The sequence below is a fragment of the Acinetobacter sp. YH12105 genome (genome assembly GCF_013419095.1).
Lineage (GTDB): Bacteria > Pseudomonadota > Gammaproteobacteria > Pseudomonadales > Moraxellaceae > Acinetobacter > Acinetobacter pseudolwoffii.
The window spans coordinates 209221-230334 of sequence record NZ_VPAU01000003.1; the positions used below are offsets into that span (position 1 = coordinate 209221).

The 21114-nt window shown below is 44.9% G+C and carries 23 protein-coding genes, 5 tRNA genes and 1 other RNA gene; 13 read left to right on the top strand and 16 right to left on the bottom strand.

Annotated features, from left to right (window positions below; translation table 11 throughout):
* Window positions 1-8 precede the first annotated feature (8 nt).
* Entirely contained in the window at window positions 9-941 is a 933-nt protein-coding gene (locus FTU44_RS04455) for a rhodanese-related sulfurtransferase (protein WP_005097749.1), read from the bottom strand.
* 198 nt (window positions 942-1139) lie between these two features.
* Here FTU44_RS04455 and FTU44_RS04460 point away from each other — a divergent pair, with 198 nt between their 5' ends.
* The 4 genes from FTU44_RS04460 to FTU44_RS04475 all read left to right on the top strand — a co-directional run bounded on the left by FTU44_RS04460 (window position 1140) and on the right by FTU44_RS04475 (window position 4748).
* Window positions 1140-1625: a DUF1289 domain-containing protein gene (locus tag FTU44_RS04460; protein WP_035337988.1), complete on the top strand. Its 486-nt coding sequence runs from the start codon at window positions 1140-1142 to the stop codon at window positions 1623-1625.
* Between the two features lie 46 nt (window positions 1626-1671).
* On the top strand, window positions 1672-2283 hold the full coding sequence (locus FTU44_RS04465; RefSeq protein ID WP_005097747.1) for a LysE family translocator: 612 nt from the start codon (window positions 1672-1674) through the stop codon (window positions 2281-2283).
* 90 nt (window positions 2284-2373) lie between these two features.
* The gene (locus FTU44_RS04470) at window positions 2374-4179 is read left to right on the top strand and encodes a DUF2157 domain-containing protein (RefSeq protein ID WP_100329104.1); all 1806 of its coding nucleotides are present in this window, start codon (window positions 2374-2376) and stop codon (window positions 4177-4179) included.
* Window positions 4176-4748, top strand: a complete 573-nt coding sequence (locus tag FTU44_RS04475) for a GDYXXLXY domain-containing protein (protein WP_180049605.1) — start codon at window positions 4176-4178, stop codon at window positions 4746-4748. The genes FTU44_RS04470 and FTU44_RS04475 overlap by 4 nt, the downstream gene beginning before the upstream one ends.
* A 69-nt stretch (window positions 4749-4817) precedes the next feature.
* Here the strand turns inward: FTU44_RS04475 and panD are convergent, their stop codons facing one another.
* From panD to FTU44_RS04530, 11 genes are all read right to left on the bottom strand, one after another.
* Entirely contained in the window at window positions 4818-5198 is a 381-nt protein-coding gene (gene panD / locus FTU44_RS04480; RefSeq protein ID WP_005097743.1) for an aspartate 1-decarboxylase, read from the bottom strand.
* 146 nt (window positions 5199-5344) lie between these two features.
* Window positions 5345-5926, bottom strand: a complete 582-nt coding sequence (gene pth / locus FTU44_RS04485) for an aminoacyl-tRNA hydrolase (protein WP_005097742.1) — start codon at window positions 5924-5926, stop codon at window positions 5345-5347.
* 18 nt (window positions 5927-5944) lie between these two features.
* Window positions 5945-6241, bottom strand: a complete 297-nt coding sequence (gene rplY, locus FTU44_RS04490) for a 50S ribosomal protein L25 (protein WP_005097741.1) — start codon at window positions 6239-6241, stop codon at window positions 5945-5947.
* Between the two features lie 98 nt (window positions 6242-6339).
* A complete protein-coding gene (locus tag FTU44_RS04495) occupies window positions 6340-7293 on the bottom strand; it encodes a ribose-phosphate pyrophosphokinase (protein WP_005097740.1) in 954 nt (317 codons plus the stop codon).
* 36 nt (window positions 7294-7329) lie between these two features.
* Window positions 7330-7404 (bottom strand) — tRNA-Gln (locus FTU44_RS04500).
* A 92-nt stretch (window positions 7405-7496) separates the two neighbouring features.
* Window positions 7497-7571, bottom strand: a tRNA-Gln gene (locus tag FTU44_RS04505).
* A gap of 20 nt (window positions 7572-7591) precedes the next feature.
* Window positions 7592-7666, bottom strand: a tRNA-Gln gene (locus FTU44_RS04510).
* A gap of 25 nt (window positions 7667-7691) precedes the next feature.
* Window positions 7692-7766, bottom strand: a tRNA-Gln gene (locus FTU44_RS04515).
* Between the two features lie 2 nt (window positions 7767-7768).
* Window positions 7769-8596 carry a 4-(cytidine 5'-diphospho)-2-C-methyl-D-erythritol kinase gene (ispE, locus tag FTU44_RS04520; RefSeq protein WP_035337985.1) on the bottom strand — a complete coding sequence of 276 codons (828 nt, stop codon included), beginning with the start codon at window positions 8594-8596 and terminating at the stop codon, window positions 7769-7771.
* Between the two features lie 21 nt (window positions 8597-8617).
* Window positions 8618-9196: a lipoprotein insertase outer membrane protein LolB gene (gene lolB / locus FTU44_RS04525; RefSeq protein WP_005097737.1), complete on the bottom strand. Its 579-nt coding sequence runs from the start codon at window positions 9194-9196 to the stop codon at window positions 8618-8620.
* Between the two features lie 7 nt (window positions 9197-9203).
* Window positions 9204-10916 carry a tetratricopeptide repeat protein gene (locus tag FTU44_RS04530; RefSeq protein WP_034608942.1) on the bottom strand — a complete coding sequence of 571 codons (1713 nt, stop codon included), beginning with the start codon at window positions 10914-10916 and terminating at the stop codon, window positions 9204-9206.
* A gap of 78 nt (window positions 10917-10994) precedes the next feature.
* Between FTU44_RS04530 and hemA the strand changes: the two genes are divergently transcribed.
* Window positions 10995-12278 carry a glutamyl-tRNA reductase gene (hemA, locus tag FTU44_RS04535; RefSeq protein WP_159138246.1) on the top strand — a complete coding sequence of 428 codons (1284 nt, stop codon included), beginning with the start codon at window positions 10995-10997 and terminating at the stop codon, window positions 12276-12278.
* Between the two features lie 81 nt (window positions 12279-12359).
* Here the strand turns inward: hemA and FTU44_RS04540 are convergent, their stop codons facing one another.
* Window positions 12360-14273, bottom strand: a complete 1914-nt coding sequence (locus FTU44_RS04540) for a DNA primase (protein WP_005097734.1) — start codon at window positions 14271-14273, stop codon at window positions 12360-12362.
* Window positions 14274-14466: 193 nt separating this feature from the next.
* Window positions 14467-15459, bottom strand: coding sequence for an outer membrane protein assembly factor BamD (locus FTU44_RS04545; protein WP_005097733.1), 993 nt, complete (start codon window positions 15457-15459; stop codon window positions 14467-14469).
* 71 nt (window positions 15460-15530) lie between these two features.
* Between FTU44_RS04545 and rluD the strand changes: the two genes are divergently transcribed.
* Genes rluD through FTU44_RS04560 form a run of 3 tightly spaced genes read left to right on the top strand, consistent with a single transcriptional unit; the run spans window position 15531 to window position 17962 of the window.
* Window positions 15531-16583, top strand: coding sequence for a 23S rRNA pseudouridine(1911/1915/1917) synthase RluD (rluD, locus tag FTU44_RS04550; protein WP_180049607.1), 1053 nt, complete (start codon window positions 15531-15533; stop codon window positions 16581-16583).
* Window positions 16584-16620: 37 nt separating this feature from the next.
* Window positions 16621-17361: a peptidoglycan editing factor PgeF gene (pgeF, locus tag FTU44_RS04555; RefSeq protein ID WP_180049609.1), complete on the top strand. Its 741-nt coding sequence runs from the start codon at window positions 16621-16623 to the stop codon at window positions 17359-17361.
* A gap of 40 nt (window positions 17362-17401) precedes the next feature.
* The gene (locus tag FTU44_RS04560; protein ID WP_180049611.1) at window positions 17402-17962 is read left to right on the top strand and encodes a flavodoxin family protein; all 561 of its coding nucleotides are present in this window, start codon (window positions 17402-17404) and stop codon (window positions 17960-17962) included.
* 54 nt (window positions 17963-18016) lie between these two features.
* Here the strand turns inward: FTU44_RS04560 and smpB are convergent, their stop codons facing one another.
* Window positions 18017-18496, bottom strand: a complete 480-nt coding sequence (gene smpB / locus FTU44_RS04565) for an SsrA-binding protein SmpB (protein WP_004280586.1) — start codon at window positions 18494-18496, stop codon at window positions 18017-18019.
* 139 nt (window positions 18497-18635) lie between these two features.
* Here smpB and coaD point away from each other — a divergent pair, with 139 nt between their 5' ends.
* From coaD to FTU44_RS04590, 5 genes are all read left to right on the top strand, one after another.
* Window positions 18636-19127, top strand: a complete 492-nt coding sequence (gene coaD, locus FTU44_RS04570; RefSeq protein ID WP_004280585.1) for a pantetheine-phosphate adenylyltransferase — start codon at window positions 18636-18638, stop codon at window positions 19125-19127.
* A 1-nt stretch (window position 19128) separates the two neighbouring features.
* Window positions 19129-19392: a YfhL family 4Fe-4S dicluster ferredoxin gene (locus FTU44_RS04575; RefSeq protein ID WP_180049613.1), complete on the top strand. Its 264-nt coding sequence runs from the start codon at window positions 19129-19131 to the stop codon at window positions 19390-19392.
* 26 nt (window positions 19393-19418) lie between these two features.
* Window positions 19419-19796, top strand: an RNA gene (rnpB, locus tag FTU44_RS04580) — RNase P RNA component class A.
* A 72-nt stretch (window positions 19797-19868) separates the two neighbouring features.
* Window positions 19869-19945 (top strand) — tRNA-Met (locus FTU44_RS04585).
* A gap of 62 nt (window positions 19946-20007) precedes the next feature.
* Complete coding sequence (locus FTU44_RS04590) at window positions 20008-20727, top strand: KAP family NTPase (protein ID WP_257226404.1); 720 nt, start codon at window positions 20008-20010, stop codon at window positions 20725-20727.
* On the opposite strand, the gene FTU44_RS04595 is transcribed toward FTU44_RS04590, so the two are convergent.
* A partial coding sequence (locus tag FTU44_RS04595) for an IS5 family transposase (protein ID WP_180049615.1) occupies window positions 20705-21114 on the bottom strand: 410 nt, incomplete at its 5' end. The genes FTU44_RS04590 and FTU44_RS04595 overlap by 23 nt on opposite strands.

Consider the following 21114-nt stretch of genomic DNA (forward strand, 5'->3'; position numbering starts at 1 on the left):
CGGCTGGCTTAGAGACGTTTACGTTTTGCTGCCAGAATTTGGGACTGACGCATACGGAAACCGTCTTTTTGTTTCTCTGTGGTCTTGTCAATGCAGTACACGCAAGAGACACCATGTTCATAACTTGGCAGCGCCACTTCTTCAGGAAGCAAAGGCCAGCCACAGGCATGGCATTTGGTGTTTTGACCTTCTTCAACACCGTGTGTTACTGCTGTACGGCCATCAAATACGAAGCATTCGCCTTCCCACATACTTTCTTCAGCCGGAGTTTCTTCCAGGTATTTTAAAATACCGCCTTTCAGGTGATACACCTCTGTAAAACCTTCTTGCAAAAGAAGTGACGTGGATTTTTCACAGCGAATACCACCGGTACAGAACATGGCAATTTTCTTGTCTTTGTGCTGTTCCAGATTATTTTTCACATATTCAGGGAATTCACGGAAGCTTTCAGTTTTCGGGTCAATCGCGCCTTTGAACGTTCCTGCTTTGTATTCGTAATCGTTACGGGTATCAACCAGAATCACGTCATCACGCGCAATCAGTTCATTCCATTCTTGAGGATCAAGATAGTGACCGACCAGATCACGTGGTTTCACTTCTACCCCTAAAGTCACGATTTCTTTTTTTAATTTAATTTTCATTTTACGAAATGGCTTGTCAGAGCTGTCTGACTCTTTGTATTCCATCTCAACAAAGCCTTCATTGAGAAGGAACTGGTGAATTTGATCAATCGATGCACGGTCGCCTGCAACCGTACCGTTAATCCCTTCACCCGCTACAATGAGTGTTCCACAAAGGTTGATTGTTTTTACCAAGTCTAAAAGACGTTGTTGAAGATCGGCAGGATCTTGAACTTCTTTGAATTGATAAAGTGCGGCAACAACCCAACCTGAGGTCGCTTGCTGTTCTACAGGTGCAAGCTGTTCTACAGTAGCGTTCATGGAATACTCCAACGTAGCATGATAATTTAAAGGCGCATATTTTAGCGTGATTCGAGTGAATAAGCGAGTAAAACACTTGCCTTTTAACAGGCTTCAATTCATGGGGGAGAGCGTGTATAGTCATGCCCGACCCGGAATTTTGTAAAGTTTTATGCAGTGATGCAGGTACTGGAAGTTGTAGTATCTTTGGAGTGTGTTTTGAGTTCAGATCGTCGTATTGCGTCTTTAACCCCGTGTGCTGGGCGTTGCTCGACCGTATTTGGTGATGCGGTATGTCGTGGTTGCCGCCGTTTCAATCATGAGGTGATTCACTGGAACACTTATGGCGCTGATCAACATCATGCCGTATGGCGGCGTCTGGATGCACAGCTGGATCAGATTTTAGTGCCGTTGTTGCCACATGCAGATATCGTCAAGGTTCAAGCCTTTGTGCTGTCAAAACGGGTACGTTTACGTGACGATGCCTCCAAAGGACGTAAGCTGTATCATGCTTTAAAGCTCTGTGAAAAAAATCGGCATTTTACCGATGATAGTGGTTTGGGGATTCATTATAAGCAGGTACGTCCACTCTGGGATGAGTTTGAGCGCCGGATTCTGGCTTTGGCCACTGCCAGTTATGATCTGGCTTTTCTGCGGGCGGATGGCATTAGTCAGCATCTGATTCATCTGCAGGAAGAGGAATAAGTCCTCTTTTTTTATGCAGAAAAATAACAACAGCTGAGGGAAAAGCATGAATATCAGTGAGTATCTCTTGTATTGTCTGGCTGTTGTGGTAATGATCGCCACGCCTGGTCCGGTGATGTTGCTGGTGGCCAGTGCCGGTCTAAAAGGCGGTTATGCTGCGGCTTTAAGAACTATTTTTGGCACCAATTTCGCTTCATTGATATTGATTGCTTTATCGATATTAAGCCTGAAAGGCTTGCTGGTCATTAATGAACAGTGGCTGGATGCCATCAAGTTGCTGGGTTGTCTGTATATTGGTTATCTGGGGCTGCAAATATTTCGGGAGGTGATTTTCCAGCAAGCAGAGTCAACTCAAAAGAAGTTATCTCCGGTACGTGGCGGCTTTCAGCAGGGTTTTCTGGTCGGTATTTCCAATCCCAAAGATATTATTTTCTTTGCGGCTTTTTTCCCGCAGTTTATTGGTATTACATCTGATCTCGATTTGAGTCTCATAATCTTAACCTTGAGCTGGATCGTGCTGGATTTCCTGACCCTGTCGGTGGTGTATTTGGGTTTTAACCGTTTATCCCGTTCTCGGTTGTATCCGCATTTGCTGGCCTTGTGTGGTCTCATTCTGCTGATCATTGCTCTTTACGGCATTTATCAGATCCTGATTTAAAAAAGTACTGCACAGTTGTAAGGTTCCTGCCTGGCATATGCGCTAAAAATCATGCTAAGGTAAAATCAAATAAAAATTGAACAGATCAGCATGTCTAAAACAGTAACCAAGCCCGATCATCCATTCTCACCGCTGTTATTTATTCAACCTGCTGTTATTCAGATTCTTCAAATCATTGGACTCGCGCTGATCGCTGTCAGTATCGTGTATCTGCTGGCAGCAAACTGGTGGATGCTGCCGAAATTTGTCCAGTTGTTTATGCCGCAAGTTTTATTGTTGGGTTCGGCATTGCTGAGTGTGCATTTTGCTGCGCGAGAAAAGTTAAGACAAAGTCTGGATACTGTATCGGGTTTAATGCTGGGCTTAAGTCTGGCGGTGATTGGGCAGATCTATCAGACTGGCGCGGACAGTTATCAACTATTTTTGCTTTGGGCATTGTTACTTTTGCCTTGGCTGTATCGACCGAATATTGGTGTGTTTGCATTATTTTGCGTGGTCAGCCAGCTGGCGCTTTATTTTTATTTTAAACAAAGCTTTTGGTTGGTGCGTGCTGAAACTGCCTATCTGCTCAGTCTTAATCTGTTGACCGGACTGAGTCTGATCTATGCATTACGCTATTATCCGGTTTTACGCTATCTGTTGATTGCCGTGGTGGTACTCATTTCGGTATTCAGCATGTTTCGATTTATCGACTCGAATTCGATCTGGTATTTGGCTTCGGTACTGGTCTTAGCACTGTTATTTAGTGCTTATTTCTATACTCGGCAGCAACAGCTGGAAACCAGTTTGCTGGTTGCAGGGCTGGCACTGAGTTTTAGCATTCTGATTTTTGATCTCACAGACCAATATTTGCAAAATTCAGCTGCAGGCTTATTGGTGCTGGCTTTGCTCATCTTTGGCTGGTTTGCGGCGATTAGTGCGCTGCTGATAAAGCTGTTACCCCAGAGCCGGTTTTCGGTCATTCCACTGGCGCTGGGCGCATGGATTGCTGGTGTGATACTGGCCATGCTGTTGCTGACCTATTGGGAAAGTTTATCCATCCTGATGGGGCTAATCTTTATCGGGATTGCCTGGTGGCTGATTCATAGCAAGCCTTCAGTTTTTCTGCGGCAACTGGCTTATTGTTTGTGGGTTTGCGGTCAGGCTGCTGTCCTGATTCATACCGAATTGTTGACAGATAGTTTATTGCTGATCTGGCTGATACAAATCGGTATTACGTTGCTAAGTATCATGAATCGCATGCATTGGCTGGTGCTGCTATTACAGTTATTACTGGCTCATGCGTTGGGAATTGCAGTTTTAATCGAGCAGCACCCATTTTCTCATGACCATCGCCTGATCACATGGATCATGCTGTTGAATTACAGTGTGCTGACCGTGGCTTTACTCACTGCAAGACACTGGCTTGCTTCAGCTTATGCCAAAAGTGTGAATCTGTGGATGATCAGTATTTTGGCAGCAACGGCTATTTTTCAATGTCTGTTGCAATTTGGCGTAGCGCAGCAACTGCATCCGCGCGGTATAGATGAAGCAATTGTTTTCTATATTTTACCCGCAGTATGGCTGCTGAGTTTTATCGGAATACATCTGAAGCAATTTTCGCTGACACCACTCTGGCTGATTCCTGCCGTAGGCATTTTACTGATTGCACTGGGCTATTTTGAAATTTTCATCATTCTGGTACTTATGGCCTGGGCGATGGTCAATCAACAGCGATTGATGCAGGCCTTATTGGTTCTGTTACTGATCTTCTGGTTATGGTTGCTGTATTACAATCTGGGACTCAGCTTTTTATTTAAGAGTGTCAGTATCTTTGCTTCAGGTCTGCTGGTTTTGCTTCTGGCTTATGTGTTGAGCTCACCGAAATTTCAGTCGAAAACAGGAGTAGCCTCATGAAAAAGTTCTGGGTGCTACACCTGAGTATTTTTAGTATTGCCTTATTTGTGGGCTTAATTATCCAGCATGAATGGCATTTAAGAAATAGTCAGAGTATTTTTGTTAAGTTGGCGCCCGTCGATCCGCGTTCGATTTTGCAGGGCGATTATATGGCGCTGAACTATCAGTTGCATTTTGCTGGTCTAGATGCTGATGAAACTGCCCTGAATCAAACAGGTTCAGATATCACTATTCAGGATTTTAAAGATCGGTCTCAGGTCATGAGCTATGTACGCTTGGATGCACAACGACGGGTGATACGAAGCAGTTTTGATCCGCGTCTGTTACAAGTTCATCCGGCATCTTCCGCAAAACTGCTGTTAAAGAATCCACGCAATAGTTTTGAAGCTTTATATCCGGCGGCCAATAGTTTTTTATTCGCCGAAGGCCTGGAGCCGTGTTATCGCAGTGCCAAATTTGCCGAACTTAAGCTTAAGGAAAATGGAAAGGCTTTACTGGTTAATCTTGTTGACTCCCATTTAAAGCCCCTAAATTGTGAAAGTTCTAAAAGCTGGCGGCAGGGCAGTTAATTATATTTAGTCATTCTGGCCATAAAAAAGCCCGCGAGGTGCGAGCTTTGGGAATCTGGTCGAATCGACTTAAGCGACTTGTACCGGAATACAGTTGGCAGTATGGCTGACGGTATTGTTTGGATTTGCATAGACCAAGCGTGGCTGATGTGCATTTGCTTCAGCTTCAGTGAAATCACCAAAAGTTGCAATAATGATGATATCGCCTACATCGGCTTGATGTGCAGCGCCACCATTGACTGAAATGATGCCTGAATTATCTTCGCCACGAATGGCATAAGTTGCAAAACGTTTACCATTGGTCACGTTCCACACATGAATTTCTTCGTATTCGCGAATGCCAGCTAAATCCATCAAAACGCCATCAATTGCACATGAACCTTCATAGTGTAATTCTGCATGTGTAACGTGAGCGCGGTGAATTTTGCATTTTAATAAACGAGATAGCATGGCTAGCGTCCCCTGAGTTGAACTAAGACTTTGATCATCATATGGTTGAATCAATTTCTACGACACTGGATAAGTGGGTAGGCTTGCGCATTTTGCGCTTAAATGATCTTTCTGACAAGCGGAATTGTCCAGCGATTTTTGAATGATCAGTTCGGCTTATAGGCATTAATTTGATTCATGGCTTGCTGTACTTCTGCATTCACCAGCATTTTGGTACGTGCGAGCGCATGTGAAATTGCATCATCCATTAACTTTTGTTCGCTGCTCGGCGCTTTGCTGAGCACATGACCAGAAACACGGTCTTTGGCACCAGGATGGCCGATTCCAATACGCAGGCGATGGAAGTTTGAACCAATATGCGGCACGATATCGCGTAGACCATTATGACCACCGTGACCACCACCCGTTTTCAGACGAATGATACCAGGATTCATATCCAGTTCATCATGGGCAATCAGGATCGATTCAGGTGCGATATTGTAGAATTTGGCGAAAGGAACAACACTTTTACCGGAAAGGTTCATAAAGGTTGTAGGTAGAAGAAGACGAACGTCTTGACCTTCGATATTGCCACGACCACTAAATCCATTGAATTTCGGGTCTTTCTTGAGGGTAATGCCATATTGCTCTGCAAGGCGTTCTACGAACCAGGCCCCTGCATTATGGCGGGTTTGGGCATACTCAGAACCTGGGTTGCCCAAACCAACAATCAGTGAAATATTTGACACTAATTACACCATTAACACTTATGCGCGTTTAAAGTCAGCGTGCATAGGCGTGTTTTTAGCTGGGTGACGTTGTAAGGCTTGGATTTTCACGCTTTCAACTTTACCGTCTACATCAATTTCGATAACTTCTTCAAAGAAAGAGTTGTTTTCTAAGAATTTAACAAGCTGACGAAGCTCAAGAGTAACAGCTACAGGAGCAGCTTCGCCACCGTAGATGATTGCAGGAACTTTAGCTTGAAGACGAAGGCGGCGGCTCGAACCTTTCCCTTGAACTGCTTCTTCACGTGCTGCTGCGTTTAATACGAAGTTTGCCATGATAGACATCCTATTTAAGTTAAATGAACCAGACTTGCGACCAGTCTAGTGAGTAAAAGCCCTACCAAATGGCAGGGCTTTGAAAATTCAGCGCTCTATTATAGATAAGAATCGAACATTGCGCTAATAGATTCTTCGTTGTTAATGCGACGAATCGTTTCGGCAACCATGCTGGCTACGGAAACCTGGCGAATCTTGCCCAGTGCTAAAGCTTCATCTGAAAGTGGGATGGTGTCACAAACCACCAATTCATCAATCACAGAATGTCTTAAGTTTTCTAATGCTTTACCAGAAAGTACTGGATGCGTTGCATAAGCAACAACCTTGCGAGCACCGAAAGTTTTCAATGCATCAGCTGCTTTGCATAAAGTGCCTGCAGTATCTACCATGTCATCGACGATGACACAATCACGATCTTTCACATCGCCAATCAAATGCATCACTTGTGATTCATTCGCTTTTTGACGACGCTTATCGATGATTGCAAGATCGATATCACCCATTTGTTTCGCAACAGCACGTGCACGCACGACACCACCCACGTCAGGTGAAACCACCATCAGGTTGTGATGTGACTGCTGACGTAAGTCAGCAAGTAGCGCTGGTGTACCGTAGATGTTGTCTACAGGGATATCGAAGAAACCTTGGATCTGGTCAGCATGAAGATCAATCATCACAACGCGGTCAATACCTACAGTCGTCAGCATGTCTGCAACGACTTTAGCAGTAATTGGCACACGGCTTGAACGTGGACGACGGTCTTGACGAGCATAACCAAAGTAAGGAATCACGGCAGTAATACGACCTGCACTTGCACGACGCAAAGCGTCAGCCATGACTAAGATTTCCATCAGGTTATCGTTAGTAGGAGCACAAGTAGGTTGCACGACGAATACGTCTTTACCACGAACGTTTTCAGTAATCTCGACAGCGATTTCACCATCAGAGAACTGACCTACAGAGGCAGCGCCTAGAGGAATATGTAAGTGACTTACGACTTTTTGAGCGAATTGTGGATGCGCAGATCCACTAAAAACGACAAGATTGGGCATGAAGCACCCTTGGCGGTTGGGATATATGGGAATAGATGGCAGGGGTAGCTGGATTCGAACCAACGGATGCCGAGATCAAAACCCGGTGCCTTACCACTTGGCGATACCCCTAATGCGGCAGAACTTTAATATTTTTACGGTAAAGTGTCAAGGTAAATTAACAGTCTTACAGCAAATGAGTGTTCTGTCTTTTTTCGAGAAAATGGCAGGGGTAGCTGGATTCGAACCAACGGATGCCGAGATCAAAACCCGGTGCCTTACCACTTGGCGATACCCCTAAATTTGATGAACTGTAAGATGGCAGGGGTAGCTGGATTCGAACCAACGGATGCCGAGATCAAAACCCGGTGCCTTACCACTTGGCGATACCCCTAATACAGTACATCTACAGGTGAAAATGGCAGGGGTAGCTGGATTCGAACCAACGGATGCCGAGATCAAAACCCGGTGCCTTACCACTTGGCGATACCCCTATCTACACTTTAAACTGAACTAAAGGTGATTCTTGTAAACTGTTGACCAGGTAAGCTTTACATGGTGCATTTGCAAGAATATCTTCGATATTCAGATTTTCAGTGACTTCAATAAACACACAAGCACCTGTACCTGTAAGTTTTGCAATACCGAACTGGTCGAGATATTGCATCGCTTCATCGACTTCAGGATATAAGGATCGAGCCAGTGGCTCAAAGTTATTTCCAAAATCAGATGGCGTTTGCTGATAGGCGCAAAATTTAGTGCTCTTCGTGTCTCTTGTCAATGCTTTTTGCGAAAAAAGCAGTTGAGTGCTGATAAAACAGTCAGGTTTTAACACAATGAATTGTTTTTGATCTAAGTCTATGAATGTTAAGTGTTCGCCAATGCCTTCAGCCCAGGCATTTCGGCCATGTACAAATATCGGTACATCTGCACCCAGCTTGACTCCGAGGTCTGCCAGTTGCTCGATATTTAAACCGCACTGCCAGAGCTGGTTCAGCACAATCAGGGTGGTGGCTGCATTCGACGAGCCGCCACCGAGTCCAGCACCCATCGGGATATTTTTTTCCAGACGAATCTTTAGCCCGGTCAGTGTTTGAGCATAGGGCTTCAACAGTTGTACCGCACGATAGATTAAATTTTGTTCCAGATCGACTGAGGCCAGCCCTTCAATCTGGATGTGTTGATTATCTGTTTGTTCAAACTCCAGCCAGTCATACAGATCAATCAGCTGAAAAATGCTTTGCAGCTCGTGATAGCCATTTTCACGGCGACCGGTAATATGTAAAAACAAATTCAGTTTAGCAGGCGAGGGAACACGAATCATCATGGGCTAACATCAGGTCAATTAACGGTTTTCAATGATCATTGTAATACGGTTTTCCGCACCATTTTCAAGTGACTGCTTTAAAATCAAGCGGTTTGGCATTTTGGCCTGCGCATTGTAATTGAGATCGACCGTCCAGCCCTGTTCAATAATCTGGCTAATCCGCTGTGTATCATCTTTTTGCAATTTGGCAGTCGTTGTCGCAGGGCGGGCCTGTACCCAGTCCACTAAATAGCTGATCGGTGCTTGCCAGCCTGTGGCGCGTTGCAGTAATTCTTCGGCACTGGCCGCCTGAATCACACCCGTTTTAGCACTGTTTAATGTGACTTGGCCGGGCGTGCCGGAAATCTGGGTTTTGCCCACACCTAAAATGCCACTCAGCTCAATATCAAATTCTTCTTGCTGTTGTACCCAGGTAAAGAATGCACTGCCGGTCTGTTGCGGTGTGCGCACACCAATTTTACCTTGCAGCTGGAATTGATTATCTGCCTGTACAGAAGGTGTCACTGGCGTTTGCGGATTGATCATCTGCTGACAGCCAGTTAAGAATAAAGCAGTTGCTGCAAAGGCACAGCAGCCCAATTGGCTTAAATTGCGCATAAAAGAATTAACTCGTTTGGTTTTGTGGTGCTAACAATAGCGAATTAAGTTGTTTTAATTCGGGGTCATTTGGATGGTTTTGTTGTAATTGTTGTAACACTTGATGGAAGTGTTGTATATCACCATTCATGTACAACGAACGCGCATAACGTACCCCAATCTTCACGCTTGGATTGAGTTGATATGCTTTGTATAAGACATCTGCAGCCGTGGCAAAGTCATTCTGTAAATAACAGATATAACCATAAGTATCCAGAATGGAAGCCTGTTCCGGTGCATATTCCAGTGCCTGTTCGACATAGCGGCGCGCTTCTTCCAGACGCCGGTTCTGCATTGCCAGGGTATAGGCATAGGCATTCAGATAGGTCGGACTATTCGGTTCAATCTTGAGTAAATTTGCCAGCAATTCATCCAGCTTGTTGCGATCCTGATGTGGATCTAGCAATAGCACTTGTGCATAAACCAGTTCCGGATCATCCGGCAGGTTTTTGCTGGCTTCTTCTAGCAGGCGGATCGCGGCTTTTTTATTCTGCATACGCGTTAAAATATCTGCCTGGGCCAGATATAAAAAGCTGGCATGTTGCGGATAATTCACCCGTTCCTGAGTCAAGAAACGCAGCGCATCATGCAGCTTATCCTGCTGGGCAAAAATCGAGATCATGTTACGACGCGAGACGGTGTACAGACTGCCATCGACCAGACGATAATAGGCTTTGGCGGTTTCATAATGCTGTTTGCGTTCAGCATTCACTGCCAGATAATAATAGGCTTCATTTTGATACTGTGCAGAATAACGCAGTTCGACCAGATGTTTTTCGGCCTTCTCGTATTCTTCCAAGTCAATACTGGTCAGTCCGGCAATAAACAAGGCTTCTTCAGCCGTTGGCCATTTTTTTAGAATATCCTGCAGTTTTTTTAGCGCTAAAGTCGATTCATTGAGCTTGACCAGATATTTGACTTCGGCCAGACGCACATCCAGATTGTTACGGTGTTTACGGCTGGATTTTTCATACCATTGTAGGGTTTCTTCTGGATCGCCAAGAGCATTCAGCAGATTGGCTTTCATCAGGATATAACCAGTCGCATTCGGACGTTTTTTTAGAGCACGGTTAATGGTATTTAAAGCCTGTTCCAGCTGACCATTTTGTGCTTCCAGACCGGCCACCAGCACCAGAATAGACGGATTGTCTCTGGCTTTGGTGGTGCTTAAAGCCTGAATCAGATAGCTGCGGTCTTCTGTGCCTTCAGGTGAAATCCCAGCGAGAATTTCTTCCAGATCGGCACTGTCATCAATTTGCAGGATTTTCTCTAAGGTCTCTGCCGCCAGCTCATACTCATGCGCTTTCAGGGCAATATGGGATAAATAAAATAAGGCGGGGACATCCTGCGGCTCCTGTACCACCCAGTGGGTCGAGATATCGAGGGCTGCCTGTAAATCATCATGTTCCAATGCAACATTCAGTGCACGCTGCTTGACCGTGGTGGAGTTGCTCTTGATTGCCAGAACTGTATAGTTGTGCAAAGCAGTCGGAATGTCATGTGCGGCAATGGCAAACTCGGCCATCATACTTTGTTTTATGGCATCATAATTTTGATTTGCATGGTAAACTGCTTCCGCTGCATAAAGATGAGCAGTTGAAGCCATGCTACCCACCAGTAGGAATGTGGTAGAATATTGCTTAATTGTAGGGCCGTTGATACGGCTGATTGTTTGACGCAATTTTTCTTGATCCAAGTAATGCTTTTTATGACACCGATATTGCACAATAGCATAAATTTATTGAAATGATGACCTGATATGTCTTTCTTTGCATTGGGTGTCAACCATCAAACTGCCTCTGTAGAACTGCGGGAACAAGTTGCGTTTAACCCTGAAAAGTTAAGTGCCATTCTTGCCGAGCAAAGCCAACACCCTGAATTAAACGACATGGTGGTGGTGTCTACATGTAACCGAACCGAAGTTTACGCGATGTCTGACAATGTCGACATGGTGCTGAACTGGCTCGCCCAAAAAAATGGGGTGGATGTCAAACAACTGCAAAATCATGTCTATCGTTATGAAAATGCCCAAGCCGTGACGCACTTGATGCGTGTCGCCAGTGGTCTGGATTCACTGATGCTGGGTGAACCGCAGATTCTGGGACAAGTCAAAAATGCACTTTCTCTTGCCAAAGACTCCCAGACGGTGTCACGCAGTTTAAACCGAATTTTTGAATATGCCTTTTATGCGGCCAAACGGGTTCGTTCCGAGACTGCTGTCGGCAGTCATGCGGTATCGATGGGCTATGCGGTTGCACAGTTGGCCCTACAGGTATTTAGTCATCCAGACAAGCTCACCATTATGGTGGTAGCAGCCGGGGAGATGAACAGTCTGGTCGCCAAGCATCTCGCAGAAATGGGTGTGGGCAAGATTATTATCTGTAACCGTACCCGCGAACGTGCCGACATTCTGGCGCAGGAAATTGCGCATCGGGTGGAAGTAGAAATTATTGACTTTGACCAGCTGGCAAATAATCTGCATCGCGCCGATGTGATTTCCAGTTGTACCGGCAGTCTGCATCAGGTGATTCATTTTGCAGATATCAAAGCGGCACTGAAAAAACGCCGTTATCAGCAAATGTTGTTAGTCGATCTGGCCGTGCCACGTGATATCGATCCTAAAGTTGAAAAACTTGATGGGGTATATCTGTATGGCGTCGATGATCTGCAAAGTGTGATTGAGGAAAATCTGGCGCATCGTCGTCAGGCTGCGGTTGAAGCCGAAGTTATGGTGAATCAGCTCGCAACAGAACTGATGACCCAGCAAAAGGTCAAGCAGGCCGGGGCCACCATTCATGCTTATCGTGACCATGGTGAAGAGTTGCGGCAGGAAGAACTGGCATTGGCGCTGCAACGTATTGCCCAGGGTGAAAAAGCAGAAATGGTTATGGCTGAGTTTTCGCACCGCCTGACACAGAAACTCTTACATCCGACTTCTATTGTGCTGCGTGAGGCGGCCAAGGCGGAAGATCCAAGCTGTTTTGAAATGATGCGCGATACCTTGCAAGAGGTAGTTGATACACGCCGCAAGACCAAACATTAGCGAGCTCTTTAACAATAGCTATTTTGAAGAACGGCGTTTAGAGATAAACGCCTTATTTTTATTTGAAGCGATTTAAAACTGTTAATCGTCCAATAAGGTCATGGAGCGTTTTTTATCAATTTCGTAAATCTGCATTTTCAGATTCTTCATTTCTGCAATGCTGCTAAATTTTTTCGATTTTATCTTGTTTTTCAGACACTGATATTGCAGCTTGGTCGAGAAGTCTGCCGCCAGTTTGTCGGCCTGTTCAGGCGAAGAGGTATAATCGCTCACATTGGCATGTTGTAGAATATGCTGTAATTCATGATGATGTACTGCACAGGCACCTAAAACATAATAGATCGAGAGTTCAGGATCATCCGGCAGGTCATCAAAAATCACATTCAGAATATTTAGGATTTTAAACAGCAGCTGATCTTCAGATACCAGCGCACGCAGTGGTTCAAAATGAATATACAAATAGGGATGATTCATCAAAATTGCAATCACATATTCTTCAGCATCAATTTTGGTGCTAAAACTTAAGGATGCATCGGTATTAACCTTGGGTTGCCATTTACGGTTAAAGCCCAGTTTTTCGCGGAAAAATTGCTGCAGCAAATAGCGGAATGAGCCATGTTTAGGCAATAATTCGGTCAGATTTTTCAGTTCACCCATGACCTGACTTTTACCTTCAGGGGTAGTGATGTCCTGATTTTGGGTCAGATGGGCAAACACGAAGTCCGACATCAGCGGCGCCTGATCCAGCAAGCGTCTAAAGTTTTCGATGCCTTCACGGCGGATCAAGGAGTCCGGGTCATGGTCAGCAGGCAAAACAAAGAATTTCAGCTCACGGCCATCACTGAGTAATGGCAGGGCAATGTCCAGCGTTCGGCGTGCGGCTTTTTGACCGGCAGCATCGCCATCAAAGGCAATGGTAATCCGGTTGTTCTGCTTAAACAGAATGTTCAGATGGTCGGTATTACTGGCAGTTCCCAGTGTCGCGACTGCGCCATGAATGCCGTATTGCTGCAATGCAATCACATCCATATAGCCTTCGACCATCAGCCATTCCTGGGCTTTCTGCTTTCTGCCTTCATACAGCCCATAAAGCAACTGGTTCTTATGGAAAACTTCAGAGTCTGGCGAGTTGATGTATTTGGGCTTGATCTCGTCATTGAGCGCACGGCCACCAAAGCCGACCACACGACCCTTGGTATCACGAATCGGGAAAATTACCCGCTCTCGCAGCAGGTCGAAATCACGGCCACTGTCGCTGGTACGAATTAGCCCCAGTAGTTTCAGGCCTTCGATATCCTGAGGAAAGGCTTTTTCCAGATGTTGCCAGTCTTCAGGTGCATAACCTAAGCGCCAATAGGCAATGGTTTCTGCAGTCAGGCCACGTTGCTTGAAATATTGCTGTGCACTGGAACTGTTGGGTAACTGGCGTTCATAGAACTGCGCAATATTTTCCAGCAGGTCGTATAAGTTGCCGTCTTGCTGAACTTCGGCCATTGGCATGTGCTCAAAAGCAGCAAAAGGGTCGCCGTAGAAATCCTGTTCGGAGGCCTGAAACTCTGCAAATGGATCAAAAGAAGCATCCGACACAGAATGTTCTTGTGCTGGGCGTTGCGGAGCTTGCGTATTCTCAACTTTGGTCGCAGCGACTATTTTCGGTTTGGCGGCTTCCCGTTTGTATTTTAATTTATTGGAATCAGTATTGTCTTTTGGCAGTTCAATGCCGGTCTGACTGGACAGGTCTTTCATCACTTCGACGAAATTACGGCTACCAATGTCCATTAAAAAACGGATGGCGTTGCCATTGGCCTGACAGCCAAAACAGTGAAAATATTGTTTGTCACGATAGACGTGAAAAGAGGGCGATTTTTCCTGATGGAAAGGACAGCAGCCCGAATAGGTACGGCCAGTTTTTTTCAGTTTCACGAATTGACCAATCACATCGACAATATCGGTGCGATCGAGAATCTGATCAATCGTATGTTGAGGAATTGCCATAATCTGCTGAGCTTCTCGTGCTGCGTATCTAAGGTTTAAGTGATTGAATCAATAGGATTCAACTGATTCAGGTCAATTCTTTTTAACTTCCTTTGTATACCTTTTGCACGATTTGTTCAAGCCTGGCCGGGACAAAGCAAAAGGGCAAGTATGATACCTTGCCCTTAAAGAAAATGCACCTGCGACAGTCGGCTTATTCGGCAGTCGGTTCAGGTTGCTCTGCTTCGGTATTTTTAGGACGATCAAGCAAACCAAAAGATACACGATTGGTCAGGCTGCGCTTTTCAGTTTCTGGCGCATCCGACTCTGCATTGTTGTCAGTCACCGTCTTGGCTTCTTTACCAAAAATACCCAGTGTGGCACGGTTAAAGAAACTGCTTTCGCTACGTGCTGCACGCAAGTTGACCGTACCATCAGATTTCACCAGATTTGGATAATTCAGCTTTAACACATCAACATATTGCTGAGAGGTTGCTTTATCACCCAGTTGATCATAGCCATAGGCAATCGTTGCCAGTGCTTCTGGAATCTGAGGGGTTTGTGGATAATGTTCCACCACCCATTGTGCACGTTCAACCGCAGCCAGATAGGCTTTACGTTTTAAATTAAAGCGTGCCGCATTCATTTCATGCTCAGCCAGTTCCTGACCGATAAATTTCATGCGCTGCGCTGCATCGACCGCATAGGTGCTAGACGGATAGCGGCGAATGAAATCGACAAAATTCTGATAAGCCACTTTCAGATAGCTGACATCACGATGCGACTGTTTCAGCGAGGTATAACGCAGCAGACCATTATAGTTCTGCTCCATATTGGATACGCCGCGTACATAGTAAGCATAGTCGACATTTGGATGTTGTGGATTCAGACGGATAAAACGCTCTGCCAGTGCCACTGCACCTTCATAATCTTTTTGCTGAAATTTTACATATAACAGTTCAAGTTGCGCTTGCGGAGCATACTGACTGGTCGGGAAATAGGTTTCCAGTGCTTCTAGCTGTTTTGCGGCATCGGTATATTGATTACGATCTAGCGCTTTCTGTGCTTTTTGAATATAAACTTGCTCGCTAGATTCAGGACCTTTATCGACGACTTCTTTTTTGGGATTACTGCTACAGCCTACCATTGCCGATGCAATGCCAATCGTGAGGGCAAGCATTGTCATTTTATAATGTGGTAGCGACATAAAAATTCCTCTGTTAATACGGGCAATGAGCTACAATTGCACTATTAAACCACTTTTGTCTGAATGAGCAAATGAGTCAAGCACAATCTTCCAATTCTAATATCCCTGATACTGATTTCAATTTACTTGAAGATTCTGAGGATGCAGATAACCATACTTCAGAAGCAACTGCAACACGTTTATCGTTGCAATTTCAACTGGATGAAACTTATATCGGGCAACGGATCGACCAGATTGCCGCGATGGTCTGGAGCGATTTTTCCCGAGAAAAATTAAAGCAATGGATCAAAGATGGCAATTTATTGGTGAATGGTCAGCCGGTCAAGCCGAAATTTAAAAGTGATGGTTTTGAAATCCTGACCTTAAATGTCGAGCTTGAAGCGCAAACGCGTAGCCTGCCGGAAGATATTCCACTGGACATCATCTATGAAGATGATGACATTATCGTCATTAACAAAGCTGTCGGTATGGTGGTGCATCCGGGCGCTGGCAATAGTTCTGGCACCTTGGTGAATGCTTTATTGCATCACTATCCGAAATCGGCTGAACTGGCGCGTGCAGGTCTGGTACATCGTATCGATAAAGACACCAGCGGTCTGTTAGTCGTCGCCAAAAATCTGGAAGCACAATTTGCCTTAAGCAAACAGCTTGAGAAAAAATCAGTATATCGCCTGTATGACTTGGTGGTTTACGGCAATATTATTGCTGGCGGTACCATTGATGAACCAATCAAACGCCATCCGGTGGATCGTGTGAAAATGACCGTACTTCCAGGTGGTAAAGACGCGGTGACGCATTACAATGTCAAAGAGCGTTTCCAGCATTTTACCCGTGTTCAAGCCCGTCTGGAAACTGGACGTACCCATCAGATCCGTGTGCATTTTAGCTATATCGGCTTTGGCCTGATTGGCGATCAGGTGTATATGCCACGTGTCCGTATGCCTGCAGGTGCATCGCAATTATTAGATGATACTTTGCGTGGCTTCAAGCGTCAGGCTTTGCATGCTGTACAACTCGGTCTGACCCATCCGCGTACCAAAGAAGAAATGACCTTTGAAGCACCGTGGCCGGAAGACTTTGCCAATCTGGTTGAAGTGCTGCGTACCGAAAACAAAGCCTATTAATCTTTTTATTTAGCTCGCGTCAAAGCAAGGAATCGAGATGCAATTTGTACCAGGACTTCCACAAGGTGTGTATGTCGGCCAGACTCGCGTTCACCATGCGAAAGTACAGCCATCCGCACAGCCTGAGCTTGCAGGTTTTAACTTGGCCTTGCATGTGCAGGATAATGCGCTACGGGTACAACAGCATCGTATGGCTTTATTGCAGGATTTCGCTGCCTTTGGCGTAGATAAAATTACCTGGATGACCCAGACGCATAGCACCATCTGTCATAGTATTAATGAGCAGATGCCTTTTGAGGCACTGGTCGGAGATGGTCTGGTGACGCAGCGTAAGGCGCATGCCTTAATGATGATGACGGCAGATTGCTTGCCGGTGGTATTAGGTAATGCGGAAGGTACAGAAGTGGCGAATCTGCATGCCGGCTGGCGTGGTCTGGCGGGTGGGATTGTCGAAAATACCATTGCCGCTATGCAGACTCCGCCGACCTGGGCCTGGCTCGGGGCAGCAATTAGCCAGCCGTGTTTTGAAATTGGTGCTGAAGTAAAAGCAGCTTTTTGCGGTAAATATCCTGAACTGGACAGTGCATTTCAGGTCGGTGAACAGGCAGGTAAATATTATGCCGACCTGTATGCAATTGCACGTTATATCTTGCAGCAACACGGCATAAATACCGTATTGGGTGGGGATCAGTGTTCTTATCGTCAAGCAGAGGAATATTTCTCTTATCGCCGCGAAGCTAAAACAGGGCGTATGGCGACATTCGTGTTTATGGCATGAAAATGTTAAACTTAACTGAATTTTTTGGCTTTTGAGCGTTATGTCCCTATCTTCCAAATCTGTTGCGATTGTTTATCACAGTCCTTATGGACACACGGCTAAAGTGGCAAATTTTATTGCCGATGGTGCACGGGAAACCGGTGTTCAGGTGCATATGATGAATGTCGAACATATAGACTGGGATGTACTAGATGCCGCAGATGCGATTATCTTTGGTTGTCCGACCTATATGGGCAGTCTGACCTCTGCCATGAAGCTGTTTATGGAACAGTCTTCCAAGCGCTGGCTGGCACGTAGCTGGCAGGGTAAGCTGGCAGCAGCCTTTACCAATGGTGGTGGACTCAGTGGCGACAAGCTGGCGGTCTTGCAGCAAATCAATCTGTTTGCCATGCAGCACGGTATGCTATGGAGTGGATTGCCATTAATGCCGACAGGACGTGCCGTCACGGATCTAAACAGGATGTCGAGCTTTTTGGGTTTAATGACCCAGTCAGATAACGCACCGGTAGAAGTGACTCCACCTGAAGGTGATTTAAAAACCGCGTTCTGGTTTGGGGAATATATTGCCCTGACTCTGGCAAGACTGGGCGGTAAAGCTTAAAGTTATAAAAAACCTCCGAATGCGGAGGTTTTTTTATATTCAATTTTTAATCCATTATTTATGGAAAATTCGTGCTTTATCACGTTGCCAGTCACGGTCTTTTTCGGTGGCACGTTTGTCATGAAGCTGCTTACCTTTGACCAGAGCAATTTCCAGCTTGGCATGTGGACCTTTCCAGTAGCAGGCCAGTGGAACGCAGGAATAACCTTTCTGGTTAATCGCACCCATCAACTTTTCAATTTCACGGCGATTCAGCAACAGTTTGCGGGTACGGGTTGCTTCAGGCACCACGTGTGTTGAAGCACTCAGCAAAGGCTGAACTTGCGCACCAAACAGGAAAGCTTCACCATTTTTAAAGGTAATATAGCTTTCTACAATGGTCATACGACCGGCACGCATTGATTTGACTTCCCAGCCCTTTAATGACAGCCCCGCTTCAAATTTCTCTTCAATAAAATAATCGTGGCGGGCACGTTTATTCAGTGCAATGGTACCGCCATTATTTTTTTTTACTACAATAGATGCTTTCGCCATAATCTGATACTTCCAAACGTGCTGCTATTGTACCGCAACTAGAAATAAGGTGAAGTTTTTTAAATTAATGAGGATTATTCACCAAAAAAACAAGTTTTTGCTAAAATAAGATTCTACATAACAAACAGAGTACAAATGGATGTCTAAAACTCGTGTGATTTATCCGGGGACTTTTGATCCAATTACCAATGGACATATTGATTTGGTAACCCGCGCAGCGCGAATGTTTGATGAGGTCGTTGTGGCGATTGCCATCGGTCATCATAAAAATCCGGTATTTAGTCTGGAAGAGCGTGTTGCATTGGCAAAAGAGTCATTGAGTCATTTGGACAATGTTGAATTTGTAGGTTTTGATGGTTTGCTGGTCAATTTCTTTCGTGAACAAAAAGCGACGGCTGTACTGCGTGGTTTGCGTGCAGTGTCCGATTTTGAGTATGAATTTCAGCTGGCCAATATGAACCGTCAGCTGGACTCCCACTTTGAAGCGGTATTTTTAACCCCTTCAGAGCAATATTCTTTTATTTCATCCACTTTGGTGCGTGAAATTGCTCGATTAAGAGGTGATGTGACTAAGTTTGTACCCCCAAACGTGGTTGCTGCCTTCGAGCGTAAACTTCAACAAGGTTGGTAGCGTGTCTTTATATATCACCGATGAATGCATTAACTGTGATGTCTGTGAACCTGTATGCCCAAATGAGGCAATTTTCATGGGTGAGCTCATTTATGAGATTCATCCGGATTTATGTACAGAGTGCGTCGGACATCATGATCAACCGCAGTGTCAGCTGTTCTGTCCGGTAGATTGTATTCCACTGGATCCGAACCATGCGGAAACGCAGGAACAGCTACAAGCCAAGTATGAAAAACTGACTGCTCAAAAAACATCAAGCAATTAGTTGCGATATTTGGTACTATGCCGCTCGAAGTGAGCCAGACGATCGCTGCTGTGGAGATCTCCGTGATTGAAGCAGGGGAGGAAAGTCCGGGCTTCATAGGGCAAGGTGCCAGGTAATGCCTGGGCGGTGCAAACCGACGGCAAGTGCAGCAGAGAGAAGACCGCCTTCATTATGTTTCCGAGCAATCGGAATCGGAGGTAAGGGTGAAAGGGTGCGGTAAGAGCGCACCGCATGGCTGGTAACAGTTCATGGCGAGGTAAACCCCACCGGAAGCAAGACCAAATAGGAATCCATTAGGCATGGCCCATGCTGGATTCGGGTAGGTCGCTTGAGCGCATGAGTGATTGTGCGCCTAGAGGAATGATCGTTCACGACAGAACCCGGCTTATCGGCTCACTTCAACAAATTTTGATCAAACAGTGCATTATGGGGTTGACGCTCTTTAAAGAAAATCTCATAATGCGCGCACAGTTTAAGGCTATGTAGCTCAGTTGGTTAGAGCACCGCACTCATAATGCGGGGGTCACAAGTTCAAGTCTCGTCATAGCCACCATATTCTGAAAAAACCCACTCCGATTGAGTGGGTTTTTTTATGTCTATAAAAATTAAAATGATATGATGTTATTCAAAATAAGCAACTGTATTTTAAAAATAATGACTAACAATCAAGTCGGTATAAAACGAGATGATTTTGAAAATATCCAAAGTGCGTGGGAAGGTGATCTGTGGGATAGAAAACGTTTAGGTTTGCAATTAGAACGTTATGTAGATCGTTTGCAATGTGGCGCAGTATTAGCGTTAGATGCGCGTTGGGGTGAGGGGAAAACATGGTTTGTTCGTCACTGGGCAAAGCATTTATCTGATACAAATCACAATGTCATTTATTTGGATGCCTTTGCGAATGATTATTTAGATGATCCCTTCTTAACGATTGCAGCACAGATTAGCCAAGCTTTTAAAGATTCTGATGAAATTGGTATTGAAGAGATTAATGATTTTAATTCAAAGACTGCCTCGGTTTTAATTTCTCTAGCAGCTGTAATACCAATGATTGTAGCTAAAGCTGGAATGCACTGGATAGGTTTAGGTGGGGCAGGCGAGACCATAAAAGCAGTTTATGAGGAGGCAAAGGATGTTTTTGATGTTGCTAGTGATAAGATAGCATCTAAGGTAAAGGAACAAATCGAAAAGAAAATAGAAAATCATCATATTGAAAAACAAACAATTCAAGATTTTAAAAAAGAGCTTGCTCAACTTGCATCACAGCTAGAAAAACCTTTAGTTTTTATTGTTGATGAATTAGGGTGTGTCCTCATTTGGCTTTGCACCAAATAAATATACAGGCTATACGAATCATAGATTTATAATTGCGTGCCAGTTTATCAAATCGAGTTGCAATAGCACGGAAATGTTTTAATCTCGCAAAAGCATTTTCAACTAAATGTCTTAATTTATATAGATATTTATCAAATTCCTTATTCGATCTCTTACTGTTTGATCTCAATGGAATAATGGGAATCATATTCTTGTTCTTGGCATATATTCTAATGTGCTCAGCATCATACCCCTTATCAGCAATGAGATAAGTTGCCTCCTCTACCGTATCAATCAGTTGTTTTGCAACTTGACTGTCGTGGACGTCACCCTCAGTGATTTTAAAATCAATCGGTAATCCATTCGCGTCGGTTGCAAGATGTATTTTTGTTGTTCGTCCACCGCGTG